We start from the raw sequence: 13,484 nt of genomic DNA on the forward strand, positions 1-13,484 counted from the left end.
GCCCCCTTGCCCGCTGGGGATCTCAGTCGCGGTCGTGCTTGCCGGTGTCCCCGGGCCACTGGCCGGTGAGCTTGTCGTAGCCGGTCGCGCCGCCTCGGTCGACAGCTGCCTTCACCAGGCCGAAGATCGCTCCCTGGACGGACGCCGCCAGGAGCACCTCGCCCCATCCGCGGTCCTTCTGGGTCGGGGTGGGCGCCTTCCGGCTGCCGGAGATCAGCCTCCACACCCGCTCGAACACCGCGTTCGCGGCCAGCCCGCCCAGCACGCCGAACAGCATGCCCAGCGGCCGGTACAGCAGCTTGTTCATCGCCGCCTCCTCTCGTTCGATCAAGCACTACCCGCGATAACGGAGGTATATGCGCGGGATCGGCGGAAACCCGCACGCCCGGCGGCGCTGCTGGTGCTGAGCGCGGCACCGAACAGCTGGGCTGCCTGCTCGGGATGAGACAGCGCCCGTGCTCTTCCCCCGCGCATCGACGCCGCGTTTGGCCCGTGGTTGCCGGGTATCGCCGAACGCGCGGCAGCCCGGCTTCCCGGCCGTGACCGCCGGGGTGCTCGCGTCGCCGAGTTTCGGATTCTCCGCGGCTACGGCGCTCCCGCCGGGACGGCGTCGCTTCCTCCATTGTGGACAGAACCGGTCCGGGGCTTCCGGCGGGGCGACCGGACCACCGGATTCCCGTGCTCCCCGGCCGCCTGCCTCGCGAAAGTGCGCCACCCAGTCGGCCGAGCCGCGGCCGAGCCATGGTTGCCATCGTGTGCAAAGCGGCAGTACCCTGCTTGCACACGATGGCAAAATGACCCGCCGCGAGCACGCGAGTCGTGCCGCAACGCTCGTGCGTTCCGCTGCGACGCGCGACGAGGCTCCGCGCCTGGGTGCGCCAAGCCGTCCGCGGGCCACCGCGCCTTCCCGTCCGAGGAGTGAGGTCCCATGGCCCCTGGTCCCCTGGTTTTTCGTCCCCGCTTCAGACGCGCCGCGCTGGTCGCGGCGGCAGTTCTCGGCGCGGCGGTGCTGGCCGCCGCGCCGGGACACGCCGCGACCACGTCCGGCGGAGTGCTTTACCGGCCCAGCACCGCGGCCGGTTCCACTGAGGACGCGAGTTATCCGCGCGTCGTCCGGCTCGCGCACAACGGCACCGCGAACGGCACGCTGCTGGCGACTTTCTCCCACTCCGGCACGGGCGTCGGGAAGGCGAATTTCCCGCTGTACCGTTCGACCGACAACGGCGTGACCTGGACGTCCTCGCCGATCAGCACGGTCACCGACACCCAGCACGGCTGGGATCTCGACGGCCCGACGCTGTACGAGCTGCCGCGTGCCGAAGGCGCGTTGCCCGCCGGAACGCTGCTCGCCGCGGGCACCGCGTGGAACCACGGCGACTACACCCAGCAGGCAGTCGAGGTTTTCGCGTCCACCGACCAGGGCGCGAGCTGGACCTACCGCAGTTCGTGCGCGGCCGAGTCGGGCATGGCCAACACGATCGGCCACGGCATCTGGGAACCGGAGTTCGCCGTCACCGACCGCGGCCTCCTCTGCTATTTCTCCGACGAGCGTCCCTCGGTGAACGACTATGCCCAGGTCCTCGCGCACGCCGTCTCCACCGACGGCGGCCTGACCTGGGGCAACGAGGTCTACGACGTCGCCTTGCAGAACGGCGTCGACCGGCCCGGGATGGCCAAGGTCGTCCCCTTGCCCAACGGCTCCTACGTGATGACCTACGAGGACTGCAAAGCCGGCGCCGATCCGGACCAGGCTTGCGACGTCTATTTCAAAACGTCCCCGGACGCCGAATCGTGGAATCCGGGCAGCCTCGGCACACGGATCGAGACCGCCGACCATCGCTTCCTGCTGCACACGCCGTACCTGACGTGGTCACCGGCGGGCGGCGCGAACGGCACGCTCATCGCGTCCGGTCAACGGGTCGTCGCGGGCACGGACGGTTCGCTGGCGATCCAGCCGGAGGACGGGCACGTGCTGTTCGTGAACCGGAACCTCGGGTCCGGGGCCTGGCAGGAGATCACCACGCCGGTGACCACCGCCCCGACCGGCGGCTACGACGCGGGCGAGACGGCCTGTGCCGGGTACAGTTCGCCGTTGCTCGGCGCGCCGTCGGGGAACACCTTCCTCATGCTCGCGGGGACGCATCTGTCGACCGGCAAATGCGAAACCGACTTCGGCACCGCGACGCTGCCGAACGCACAGGGGCAGATCACCGGCCCGGGCAGCACGGGCAAATGCGTCGACGTGAACACCAACCGGTCGGTCAACGGCAACGCGGTTCAGCTCTACACCTGCGGCATCGCGACCGGCCAGCAATGGTCGCTGGAAACCGACGGCACGATCCGCGCCTTCGACAAGTGCCTCAACGTCGTCGGCGGCGCGACCGCGAACTCGTCCAAAGTGGAGCTTCGCGACTGTCTCGGCACGCCCTCCCAGCAGTGGCAGGTCCGGTCGGACGGATCGATCTACAACCCGGGCTCGGGTCGCTGCCTCGACGATCCGCAGGCACAGACCGCGGACGGCACGCAGTTGCAGATCTACGACTGCAACGGGCTGTTCACCCAGGTCTGGCACGTCCCGGCCTGAGCGGGAAGGGGCGGCTGGCTTGCGGGCTGGCCGCCCCTTTCCGCTGCACCGCAAGGGTTTCGTCTGGAGAAGCCGAGTAGGACCACGCGATCCCCGAGGAACCATCGCGAACGCCACTGTGCCGGACTGCGACCCCGCAGCGACCCATTCACCCCGAGCACAAGGGAAGGGCGGCCAACACCCCTTCCCCATACCGTCAATCCCGTGCGCCGCGCCGGTTCAGCTCCTCCACCGCCGCAGCTGCGCCGGGCCGTCCGAGGCCGCGCCGGTCAGCGGGCACGCGCCACTGAGCCGGAGCGGCTTAACCTGCGCGGCAAGAGAAACCGAACCCCACACCAACCCGACGCGGCCTCCAGCAGGCAACATCCCCTCGACAGCAAGCACTCGCCGATCCAGCGCCTCCGTACGCCCCCAGAGCATGTTCCGACCGGAGCGGAAAGGGCGGCCAGCACCCACGCTGACCGCCCTTCCCCATACCGTCAATCCCGTGCGCCGCGCCGGTTCAGCTCCTCGACTACCGCCGCGTCCACGAACGTCCGGGCGGCCACCTCGCCGTCCGCTTCCAGCCACAGATGCAGCCGCGCCGGACCGCCGGGAGCCGGGACGGTCAGCGGGAACGCGTCGCTGAGCCGGAACGGTTTCGCTTGCGCGGCAAGAGAAGCCGAAGCCGAGGGCAGGCCACGCGAGCCCGACGCGCCCCACCCCGCGTGCAGCGTTCCCGCGATCGGTTCCTGGCCGGTGTGCGAGACGTGCACCTCCAGGGTCAACGGCCCGGTCGGGACCGGCAGGTCGGCGCCGGCGTGCGCGGGCACCAGGTCGACCACCAGCGTCGTCTCCGCGAAGGCGTCGGCCGGGTTCAGCCCGCCCCAGTCCTTCGGCCGCCGGTGCGCGTCCAGCAGGCCCGCCATTTCGTGTTCGACGTCGGTCAGTTCCGTGTAGATGTAGCCCGAGAACCGGTCGTGCCTGCGGATTTCCTGGGTCTGCCAGCGCACGTGCCACGCCCGTTCCAGGCTGGTGAACCCGGCGCCGTACTCGCTGTTCAGCACCGGCACGCCGGAGCGCGGGAAGCCGGCCGAACCGTAGAACGATTTGTCGACCAGGAAATCCGGCCGGAGCTTGACCTCGAACGTCTCCCGCTCCCCAGCCGCGAGGGCGGCGACGTTTTCCGCCCAGCGGCGCGGGTTTTCGTCGTAGTAGTGCCAGTCGACGAGGTCCGTCTTGACGTGCGCCCAGCCGGAGTTCTCCACGATCGGCCGGGTGTCGTCGAGCGAGCGCATGAGGTCGTACGCGTGCTCGGCCGCCGCGGCGCGCTCCGGGCTCCCGGGGATGTCCCAGTCGAGGCCCCATTCTTCGTTGTACAGGCCCCAGATCACGATCGACGGATGGTTGCCGTCGCGGCGCACGAGATCGGGCAGCTGTGCTTCGAAAGCCGCCGCGGCCGCCGGGCTGAACCGGCTCGGGCCCGGCGGTTCGGCCCAGACCAGCATCCCGATCCGGTCCGCGTAGTCCAGCCACCGCGGCTCCTCGGCCTTGAGATGCTTGCGCACCAGGGAAAAGCCGAGTTCCCGCGCCAGGTCAAGATCGCGGACCAGCGCTTCGTCGTCCGGGGCGGTGAGCCCGCTCTCCGGCCAGTAGCCCTGGTCGAGCACGCCCCGCACGTACAGCCGTTCCCCGTTGAGGTACAGCGCTTCGCCGCGCGTTTCGATCCGGCGCAATCCCCCGGTCACGGTCAGCCGGTCAGCGTAGTCGCCCTCGCCCACGCGCACTTCGATGGAGTAGAGATGCGGCGATTCCGGGCTCCACAACCGCGGTTCGGGAACGTCCAGCCGTCCGGAGAACCGCCCGTCGCGCACCGGAAGGACGATCTCGCGCCCTTCGAGCCGAGCGACCACGACCGCACTGTCCGGCGCGTCGCCCGCGAGTTCGCCGGCGAGGTCGAACCCGGTCAGCGAATCTCCGCGCACCGAGACCTCCGCGGCATACGTGCGACCGCGTGCCTCCAGCCAGACGGGCTGCCAGATTCCCGACGTCGGCGTGAACGACACGCCGTCGTAGTCGTCGCGCGGGATCGAACGCTGTTTGCCGTGCGGGATTTCCCGTTTGTCCGCCGGTGCTTCGACCTCGACGGTCAGTTCGGCCGGCCGGCCCGGTTCCAGCACGTCGGTGACGTCGAACTCGAACGAGCTGTGCCCGCCGACGTGCGAGCCGATCGGCACGCCGTCGATCGAGACGACCGCCCGGTGGTGCACCGCGCCGAAGCACAGCACCACGCGGTGTCCGGACCACTCCGGCGGAACGGTGACGGTGCGCGCGTAGACCACGTGCGGCAGCCAGGTCCGCTGCACGCCGGAAGCCGCGGTCTCCCACGCGAACGGGACCACGATCGAGTCGGGCGCTCCGTCGTCGGCGGTGAATCTCCAGCGGCCGTTCAGGGTGAGCCACCGCGCGGACCGGTCCCGGTCGGGACGCGGATACCCGGGCCGCGCGACCGCCTCCGCGACGGTCGGCTCGGCGGCGTTCTCGGCAATCGTCATGTGTGTCAGCCCTTTACGCTTCCGGCGAGGATGCCGTTGATGAAATGCTTCTGCAGCACGATGAACAGGATCAGGAGCGGGACGAGCGCGAGCGACGCGGCGGCCAGCAGCTCGCCGGTGACCGTCGCGTAGTCGGCGTCGACGCGGTTGCCCGAGATGTTCTGGGCCAGCGTCGAGAGCACCACCTGGAGGGTGGCCATCCGGCTGGAGCTGGCCGCCACGACCGGCCAGACGAAATCGTTGTAGATGTTCATGATCGTCAGCACGCCGAGCCCGGCCAGGCCCGGCCGGATCGCCGGGACGACCACCCGCCAGAAGATGCCGAACTCGCCGCAGCCGTCGACGCGGGCGGCGTCGAGCAGTTCGTCCGGGACCGCCGCGATCACCTGGCGCATCCAGAAGATCGCGAACGCGTCGACCGAACCGGGCAGGATCAGCGCCTGGTAGGTGTTGACCCAGCCGAGTTCCTTCATCTCCAGCAGCAGCGGGATGATCAGCACGATCGTCGGCAGCATCAGCGTCAGCAGCACCGTCCCGAAGATCAGGTTCCGCCCCGCGAAGCGGTACTTCGCGAACGCGTACGCCGCCAGCGGCGCGCAGAACATCGTGATCGCGCCCTTCGCCGCGAGCACGACGCCGGTGTTGAGGAACCCGCTGCCGATCGGGACGTCCTGGAACATCCCGCGGAAATTGGCGAGGGTGAAGGTGGCCGGATCGAATCCGAGCGGGTCCCGGATGATCTCGCCCGCCGGTTTGAACGACGAGAGGATCGCCCACGCCACCGGGGCGAGCAGGGCGACGGTCAGCACGATCAGGAACGCGTGCGAGCCGAGCAGCGGCCGGGCGGTGGTCCGCCGGGCGCGGACGCCGAGGGTGGTCATGTCAGTCCTCCGCTCGCAGCATCCGCACGAAAAGCAGCGACACCGCCATCACGACGATCACCAGCAGGAACGAGTTCGCCGCCCCGGTGCCGAGGTCCGCGCGGGTGATGTGCTGGTAGAGGTAGAGCCCGGCGGTGGTGGTCGAGGTGTACGGTCCGCCCTTCGTCACCACGTACGGTTCGGCGAACATCTGGAACACCGCCAGCGTCTGCAGGACGACGCTGAACATCAGCGAACGGCGCAGCAGCGGAACAGTGATCGACCACAGTTGCCGCACCCGGCCGGCCCCGTCGAGCGAGGCCGCCTCGTACAGGCCGCGGTCGATCTGCTGGAGTCCGGAAAGGACGATCAGCACCACGAACCCGGTGGTTTTCCAGAGAAACAGCAACGCGAGCGTTGGTTTCGCCCATCCGCTCGTGACGAGCCAGCCGACCGGCGGCAGCCCGACCGCGCCGAGCAGCGCGTTCACCGCGCCGTTGTCCTGGTCGAACAGCACGATCCAGATCTGCGCGACCGCGACCAGCGGCGTCACGAACGGCACGACGAACGCCACCCGGTAGAAGCCGCGCAGCCGCTTGATCGCGTTGAGCAGCACCGCCACAAGCACCGCCAGCACGATCTGCGCCGGGACGATCAGCAGCCACAGCACGCCGGAATTGCCCAGCGACGACCAAAAGCCGCCGTTGGTCAGCAGGTACCGGTAGTTGTCGAGGCCGACCCAGTGCGCGGCGCCGGAGCCGTGCCAGTCGGTGAAGCTCAGGCGCAGCGTGAAAAACAGCGGGTAGACGCTGAACGCCAAGAACACCAGCACGAACGGCAGCACGAAGACATACGGGGCGAGCCGGCGGCGCAACGGCAGGGCGCTCCGCCGCCGACGGGGCGCCCGGGTTCGCCGGGCGACAGCCGGCGGCGGTTCCCGGAGCGCCTTCGCCGGGACGGAAACGGATCGAGTGGTCATTTGCGGTCGATCAGGTTGGTCTGGATGTCCTTGCCCGCCTGGTCGATCACCTGCTGCGGGGCGAGCGCGCCGTCCAGCATTTTCTGCAGGTCGGTGCCGAGGTAGTCGACCGCGCCGGACCACCAGGCCGGGATCGGCGCGCCGCCGGGGATTTCCCGGCTCGCCTCGACCGCGGTCTTCCACAGGTCCTGGCCGCCCATCGCGTCGATCGGGCGGAACAGCGGTTTCGCCGGGTCGGCGGCGGGCCGGTACGCCGGGATCGACGTGTTCAGGCCGCCCGGGTAGACCGAGTTCGGGCCGTAGACGCCGGTGTAGCCGGCCTGGTCGAACGCCAGGAAGCGGTAGAACAGCCAAGCCAGCTTCGGGTTCTTGGCGTCCTTGGGGATGACGAACGACGAGCCGCCCATCGCGCCGCTGCGCGCGCCGCCCGCGGTCCACGCCGGCAACGGCATCGCCCGCCAGTCGCCCTTCGTCGCCGTCAGCTGCTGCTGCGGGGCGAAATCGAACCAGATCGCCCACGGGTAGAAGACCTCGTCGCCGGAGTCGAGTGCGCTGACGTCGCTGGGCTTGAGGTACTCCGCGCGGGTGCCGAGCCCGTCCTTCCGCACGGTGTCGAGCCAGGTCAGGATCTGGTGGTACTGCGGCGAATTCAGCCGCAGCGCGCCGTCCGGACCGGCGAGGCTGGTGCCGAGCTGGCTGGCGAACATCTCGAGCTGGAGCTGGCTGTTGAAGGCGTTCTGCTCCAGGTGGATCGGCTTCGCTCCCGGCTTGTACTGCTGGTACTTCTTCGCCGCGGCGAGCAGATCGTCGTACGTCTTGATGCCGTTCGGGTCGATCCCGGCCGCGCTGAGCGCCTTGGCGTTGTAGAACAGCAGCCCGGGGTCGAGGTCGAAGGGCACGCCGTAGATGCCGCCGCCCACGGTGTTGACGTCGACCTTCTGCTTGGCGATGTCCTTGGTGTAGGGCGCGAGCACGTCCTTGAGATTCCACAGGTGGCTGACGTAGCCGCCGACCTTGGCGTCGTCGAGGAAGACGCCGTCGGGCACGTCGGTGCCGGTGATCAGCGTGTTCTGCAGCTTGGAGTCGATGTCGACGGCCTCGTGCCTGACCGTGACGCCGGGGTATTTCGCGGTGAACTTCTTGATCGCGGAGTCGAAGACCTTGTACAGGTCGCCGGAGCGGTCCCAGATGGTGATCTCGCCCTTCGGCGCGTCGTCCGCCGGGGCCTGCAGGACCGCGCTGTCCGCGGCGCCGCCGGAGCCGATGTCCGGGCCGCAGCCGGTCAGCCCGGCGACGAGCAGGGCCGCCGCCGCGACCGTTCCGCCGCGGCGCGCGAGGAGGCGGGCGGTGCGTCCGCTCCGTCCGAGAGTGGATTTCATGGCACTCCTTTGTGCGGGACGGTGACAAGGCGGCGCGCGGAGAGGGGCACCGCTCTTTTGCCATCGTACGCAAACTCTACGACATGCTTGCACACGTTGCAAAAGGTAGGGTGTCTTCCGGACGAAGGGGGTCTTCATGGCGGCGACGTTGCGGGACGTGGCGGATCGGGCGCAGGTTTCGGTGCGGACGGTGTCGAACGTCGTCAGCGGCTACGAGCACGTGAGCGCCAAGATGCGCCAGCGCGTGCTGCGGGCCATCGAGGAGCTCGGCTACGTCCCGAATCCGGTCGCGCGCACGCTGCGCACGGGCAAGACCGGCCTGCTCTCGCTGGTCGTGCCGGAAATCGACGTGCCGTACTTCAGCCAGCTCGCGCGCGAGGTCATCGACGCCGCCGCGGGGCTCGGCTTCCAGGTGATGATCGATCAGACCGGGCACGACCACGAGCGGGAACGCCAGCTGCTGCGCGGCGGGGGCAGGCGCAACCTGTTCGACGGCATGCTGTTCGCGCCGCTCGCGACGAGCGACGAACTGCGCGACGTCGACCCGGCCCGGTCGTCGCCGCTGATCCTGCTCGGCGAGCATGTCTTCGACCAGCGCTTCGACCACGTGGCGATCGACAACGTCCTCGCGGCCCACGACGCGACGAAGCACCTGCTCGACCGCGGCCGCACCCGCATCGCCGCGATCGGCGCCCAGCCGAAACAGACCTACGCCACCCCGCTGCAACGCACCGAGGGCTTCCGGAAAGCCCTGGCGGAGCGCGGGCTCGAACCGGTGAACGCGCTGCAACGCACCGCCGCCCACTACGGCCGCGCCGACGGCTACGCCGCCGCGACCTCCCTGCTGCGCAAGTCACCGCCGCCGGACGCGATCTTCTGCTACTCCGACCTCCTCGCGATGGGCGCGATGCGCGCGGTGTTCGACGCCGGTCTGCGCGTGCCGGAAGACGTGGCGATCATCGGCATCGACGACATCGAGGAAGGGCGCTACTCCCGTCCCTCGCTGAGCACCGTTTCCCTGGACACGCCGTTCATCGCCCGAACGGCCGTGGCCCGTCTCGCCGCGCGGATCGAGGACCCCGGGCTGCCGGCGGAGGAGTTCATCGCACCGCATACGCTGCTCGCCCGGGAAAGCACCGAAAGCAGCTGACCCGGCCTCGCTCAACCCGCCCGGTCCGTTCCCTCCCCGCGAACCGGCTCCGCACCCGCCGGCCACCGCTCTTCCAGCCGCCCCAGCTTCCACACCCCGATCGCGATCGCCCAGCCGAGCGCGAACACTCCGACGATGCCGAACCCCATCCGGTTCACGTCGAGTTCGGCGACCCAGTCCCAGAGCCCGCCGGTCAGGCCGAGCTTTTCGGCCAGTACGGACAAGAGCTCGACCGTGCCGATGAGCAGCGCGACCGCGACGGACAAGCCGGTGAGCGTCAGGTTGTAGTAGACCTTGCGCAGCGGCTGAGACAGCGCCCAGCCGTAGGCGTAGTTCATGAACGATCCGTCGATGGTGTCGAGCAGCGACATGCCTGCCGCGAAGAGGACGGGCAGGCACATCACGGCGTACCAAGGGAGTCCGGCGCCGACGCTCGTGCCGGCGAGCACCAGCAGGGCGATTTCGCTGACCGTGTCGAAGCCCAGTCCGAACAGGATGCCGACCGGGTAGATCTGCCACGGCGCGGAGATCGCGCGCATCGTCCGGCGCAGGATCCGGGTGACGAAACCGCGGTTCTCCAGGTGCGTGTCCAGCGCGGCCTCGTCGTACTCGCCCCGGCGCATCCGGCGGAACACGCGGACGATCCCGACGAGCACGACCAGATTGACGATGCCGAGCAGCCACAGGAACCCGCCGGACACGACCGTGCCGATCAGGCCGCCGAACTTCCGCAGCGGCGACCCGTCGTCGGCCAGTTCGATGCCCAGCGTCCGGATCCCGGACGCGAGCAGCAGCGTCAGCACGACCACCACGGTGGAATGCCCGAGGGAGAACCAGAATCCCACTGAGAGCGGGCGTTTGCCCTCGGCGATCAGCTTGCGCGTGGTGTTGTCGATCGCGGCGATGTGGTCGGCGTCGAAGGCGTGCCGCAGCCCGAGCAGGTAGGCGGTCAGCCCGGTCCCGGCGCCGAACACTCCCGTCCCGATCCGGTAGTGGCCCGGGACGACGAGCAGGAGCAGCACGCCCCAGCCCACGACGTGCAGCAGGGCGATGAACGCGGCCATCCCGCCGACGTGCGCCCGTTCCCGGCGCGACAGCGGGCGGCGCGTTTCCGGGCGGGTACTCGCGATCGACGTCATCAGGCATCACCTCAGGTTTCGCGGGCGCGGGCCGGTCCTCCGCCCGACGGTAGGTCCCGCCGGACCCGGTTCTCGCCGTGCTTCCGGTCGCGGCGTACCTGTCCGGCCGGGCAGGTACGCCGCGACCGCGCCGCGCACCTGGCCGATCGGACAGGCGGGCCCCGTCCGATCGTGCCGAGCACGGTCTCCGGACGGCCGGGATCGGCCCGCGCCGGGTTCCCGGACCGCGGCGCGGCGCCTAGCTTTCCGGATGTCCGTGCTCTTGCCGGAGCAGCCGCCCGCCGCACGCACGTCGCCCGGACGTGCGGAGAGGACCAGTGCGATCATGCAGGTCGATGAGCTGTTGAAACCGTTTCCCATCAAGGAGTTCCACCCGTTCCCCCGGGCGTTGCTCGGTCCCGGCTCGCACGAGCTGATCGGGCCGGAAGCGCTCAAGATGGGGTTCAAGAAGGTGCTGGTCATGACGTCCGGCCTGCGCGGCACGGACATCGTGCACAAGATCGTGGAGTCGATGAAATACCACGGTCTCGAGGTCGTCGTGTACGACCAGGTGGAGTCGAATCCCAAGGACTACAACGTCATGGACGCCGTGACGCTGTACCAGGAGAACAAGTGCGATTCGTTCGTCTCGATCGGCGGCGGGTCCTCGCACGACGCCTGCAAGGGCGCGCGCATCTCGGTCGCGCACGACGGCCGCAACGTCAACGAGTTCGAGGGGTTCAACAAATCCGAGAACCCGAAGAACCCGCCGCACATCGCGGTGTCCACCACCGCGGGCACCGGTTCCGAGACGTCGTGGGCCTACGTCATCACCGACACCACGACCGACCCGGAGAACCCGCACAAGTACGTGGCGTTCGACGACGCGTCGGTCACCACGCTGGCGATCGACGACCCGGTCCTCTACTACGACTGCCCGATCGACTACACCGCGCAGTGCGGTTTCGACGTGCTGGCGCACGCCTCCGAACCGTACGTGTCCCGGCTGAACTTCGAGCCGTCGCTGGGCAACGCGCTGCACGCGATCAAGCTGACCGGGGAGAATCTGCGGGCCGCGGTGTGGAACGGCCAGGACCTGGCCGGCCGCGAAGGCATGATGTACGCCCAGTACATCGCCGCGCAGGCGTTCAACTCCGGCGGGCTCGGGATCATCCACTCGATTTCGCACGCGGTGAGCGCGTTCTACGACACCCACCACGGCCTGAACAACGCGATCGCGCTGCCGCGGGTGTGGGCGTTCAACATGCCGGCCGCGTACAAGCGGTTCGCCGACATCGCCGAGGCGCTCGGCGTCGACACCTACGGCAAAACCGACGTGCAGGCCGCCGACGCCGCGCTGGCCGCGGCGATCCGGCTGCTGCGCGACGTGGGCATTCCGGAGAAGTTCACCGACGTCACCGCGGACTCCTACTCGAAGAACCGGCTGGGCCAGGGCCCGACGAAGTACTACGAGCGGGCGAAGGTGATCAAGGGCGACGACGCCGACGCGGACCGCATCACCAACCACGTCCTCGGCGACGCGTGCACCCCGGGCAACGCGAAGGAATGCACCTTCGACACGGTCCGCCCGGTCGTCGAGCACTGCCTCAATGGCGATCTCGACGACCTGCTCGGCTGAACCCGCGCGGCGGGGCTCGCTCCGGCCCCGCCGCGCCTCCTCCCGACTTCGACGCACCGGAGGCGACGTGCCCACCGCAACCCCTGACCACGCCCGGTTCGGCTCGATCGAAGAGGTGGCCGACCGGTTCGCCGGCGCCGGCTACATCGCGGACCGCAAACTGGCCGCCACCGTCTACCTGATGTCCGCATTGGACAAACCGGTGCTGCTGGAAGGCCCGGCCGGCGTCGGCAAGACCGAACTGGCGAAGACTCTCGCCGAGGTCACCGGCCGCCGGCTGCTGCGGCTGCAGTGCTACGAGGGCCAGGACGAGACGAAAGCCCTGTACGAGTGGGACTACGGCAAGCAGCTGCTGTACATCCAGATGCTGCGCGAGAAGATCGGCGACGTGATCGCCGACGCGCCGGATCTGGCCAGCGCGGTCGCCCGGATCGACGCGCAGGACAGCGTGTTCTTCTCCGACCACTTCCTCGCGCCGCGGCCGCTGCTGGAGGCGGTGCGCGGCGAGGAGCCGGCGGTGCTGCTGATCGACGAGGTGGACCGCGCGGACGAGGCGCTGGAGGCGGTGCTGCTGGAATGCCTTGCGGAGTACCAGGTTTCGGTGCCGGAGGTCGGCACCTACACCGCGAAGGTCCCGCCGCTCGTGGTGCTCACGTCCAACAACACGCGCGACCTTTCCGCCGCGTTGAAACGGCGCTGCCTCCACCTGTTCCTGGACTACCCGGACACTGAACGCGAACTGGAGATCCTGCGTTCCAAGAAAACCGGCCTGCCCGACGCCGCGGCGCGCACGCTCGTCGAGGTGGTGCGGAAGCTTCGCGGGCTGCGGCTGCGCAAGAGCCCGAGCATCTCCGAAACCATCGACTGGGCCCGCACGCTCGCCGTGCTCGGCGTCGAAGAGCTGTCGCCGGAGGTCCTCGCCGAGACGGCGAATGTGGTGCTGAAGTACGAACGCGACCTGGGGCGCGCGTTGCAGGTGCTGCCGGATCTGGTCGACCCGAACCGGGAACTGCCCGCCGAACTTCCGCACAGCCACGGGCACGGGCACGGCCACGACGGCCATTCGCACCACGACGACGACGGAGGCCGGGCGGCGCGGCTGGCGAAGGACCAGCCCGGCCGCCACGACGAGAACTACTACGGTTCTCCGGGCGCCGGCCCGGCGCAGCGGGCCGGCGGCAGTCAGGGCGGGCGGGCGTTCGACGCGTTCACCCGACGGCGTCCGGTCTGAGGCGGCGGCC

Annotated in this window: 10 protein-coding genes; 4 read left to right on the forward strand and 6 right to left on the reverse strand. The window is 69.5% G+C overall.

Annotation, left to right across the window (positions count from 1 at the left end; all coding sequences use genetic code 11):
- Positions 1-22: 22 nt before the first annotated feature.
- Positions 23-307: a DUF4235 domain-containing protein gene (locus L942_RS00080; RefSeq protein ID WP_037353141.1), complete on the reverse strand. Its 285-nt coding sequence runs from the start codon at positions 305-307 to the stop codon at positions 23-25.
- Between the two features lie 621 nt (positions 308-928).
- On the opposite strand from L942_RS00080, the gene L942_RS00085 reads away from it, so the two are divergent.
- A complete protein-coding gene (locus tag L942_RS00085) occupies positions 929-2,584 on the forward strand; it encodes a sialidase family protein (RefSeq protein WP_051165632.1) in 1,656 nt (551 codons plus the stop codon).
- A 479-nt stretch (positions 2,585-3,063) separates the two neighbouring features.
- Here the strand turns inward: L942_RS00085 and L942_RS00090 are convergent, their stop codons facing one another.
- The 4 genes from L942_RS00090 to L942_RS00105 are packed head-to-tail and all read right to left on the reverse strand — an operon-like array spanning position 3,064 to position 8,336.
- Positions 3,064-5,118 (reverse strand): glycoside hydrolase family 2 protein, encoded by a 2,055-nt coding sequence (locus L942_RS00090; protein ID WP_037353143.1) that lies wholly within the window; start codon positions 5,116-5,118, stop codon positions 3,064-3,066.
- Positions 5,119-5,123: 5 nt separating this feature from the next.
- Positions 5,124-5,999 (reverse strand): carbohydrate ABC transporter permease, encoded by an 876-nt coding sequence (locus L942_RS00095; RefSeq protein ID WP_037353145.1) that lies wholly within the window; start codon positions 5,997-5,999, stop codon positions 5,124-5,126.
- Position 6,000: 1 nt separating this feature from the next.
- The gene (locus L942_RS00100; protein ID WP_037353149.1) at positions 6,001-6,957 is read right to left on the reverse strand and encodes a carbohydrate ABC transporter permease; all 957 of its coding nucleotides are present in this window, start codon (positions 6,955-6,957) and stop codon (positions 6,001-6,003) included.
- Positions 6,954-8,336, reverse strand: coding sequence for an ABC transporter substrate-binding protein (locus L942_RS00105; protein WP_037353152.1), 1,383 nt, complete (start codon positions 8,334-8,336; stop codon positions 6,954-6,956). Before L942_RS00105 ends, L942_RS00100 begins: the two co-directional genes overlap by 4 nt.
- A gap of 136 nt (positions 8,337-8,472) precedes the next feature.
- On the opposite strand from L942_RS00105, the gene L942_RS00110 reads away from it, so the two are divergent.
- Complete coding sequence (locus tag L942_RS00110; RefSeq protein ID WP_037353155.1) at positions 8,473-9,486, forward strand: LacI family DNA-binding transcriptional regulator; 1,014 nt, start codon at positions 8,473-8,475, stop codon at positions 9,484-9,486.
- An 11-nt stretch (positions 9,487-9,497) separates the two neighbouring features.
- Here the strand turns inward: L942_RS00110 and L942_RS00115 are convergent, their stop codons facing one another.
- On the reverse strand, positions 9,498-10,625 hold the full coding sequence (locus tag L942_RS00115) for a HoxN/HupN/NixA family nickel/cobalt transporter (protein WP_037353160.1): 1,128 nt from the start codon (positions 10,623-10,625) through the stop codon (positions 9,498-9,500).
- Positions 10,626-10,950: 325 nt separating this feature from the next.
- On the opposite strand from L942_RS00115, the gene mdo reads away from it, so the two are divergent.
- On the forward strand, positions 10,951-12,243 hold the full coding sequence (gene mdo / locus L942_RS00120; RefSeq protein ID WP_037353162.1) for an NDMA-dependent methanol dehydrogenase: 1,293 nt from the start codon (positions 10,951-10,953) through the stop codon (positions 12,241-12,243).
- Positions 12,244-12,310: 67 nt separating this feature from the next.
- Entirely contained in the window at positions 12,311-13,474 is a 1,164-nt protein-coding gene (locus L942_RS00125) for an AAA family ATPase (RefSeq protein ID WP_037353164.1), read from the forward strand.
- Positions 13,475-13,484 lie beyond the last annotated feature (10 nt).

Source organism: Amycolatopsis orientalis DSM 43388, assembly GCF_000411975.1.
GTDB lineage: Bacteria > Actinomycetota > Actinomycetes > Mycobacteriales > Pseudonocardiaceae > Amycolatopsis > Amycolatopsis orientalis_D.

Bases quoted from the DNA above. Each gene is read 5' to 3' on its own strand.
- L942_RS00090 (WP_037353143.1), bottom strand. From the start codon at position 5,118: ATGACGATTGCCGAGAACGCCGCCGAGCCGACCGTCGCGGAGGCGGTC.
- mdo (WP_037353162.1), top strand. From the start codon at position 10,951: ATGCAGGTCGATGAGCTGTTGAAACCGTTTCCCATCAAGGAGTTCCAC.
- L942_RS00100 (WP_037353149.1), bottom strand. From the start codon at position 6,957: ATGACCACTCGATCCGTTTCCGTCCCGGCGAAGGCGCTCCGGGAACCG.
- L942_RS00085 (WP_051165632.1), top strand. From the start codon at position 929: ATGGCCCCTGGTCCCCTGGTTTTTCGTCCCCGCTTCAGACGCGCCGCG.
- L942_RS00080 (WP_037353141.1), bottom strand. From the start codon at position 307: ATGAACAAGCTGCTGTACCGGCCGCTGGGCATGCTGTTCGGCGTGCTG.
- L942_RS00110 (WP_037353155.1), top strand. From the start codon at position 8,473: ATGGCGGCGACGTTGCGGGACGTGGCGGATCGGGCGCAGGTTTCGGTG.
- L942_RS00115 (WP_037353160.1), bottom strand. From the start codon at position 10,625: ATGACGTCGATCGCGAGTACCCGCCCGGAAACGCGCCGCCCGCTGTCG.
- L942_RS00105 (WP_037353152.1), bottom strand. From the start codon at position 8,336: ATGAAATCCACTCTCGGACGGAGCGGACGCACCGCCCGCCTCCTCGCG.
- L942_RS00095 (WP_037353145.1), bottom strand. From the start codon at position 5,999: ATGACCACCCTCGGCGTCCGCGCCCGGCGGACCACCGCCCGGCCGCTG.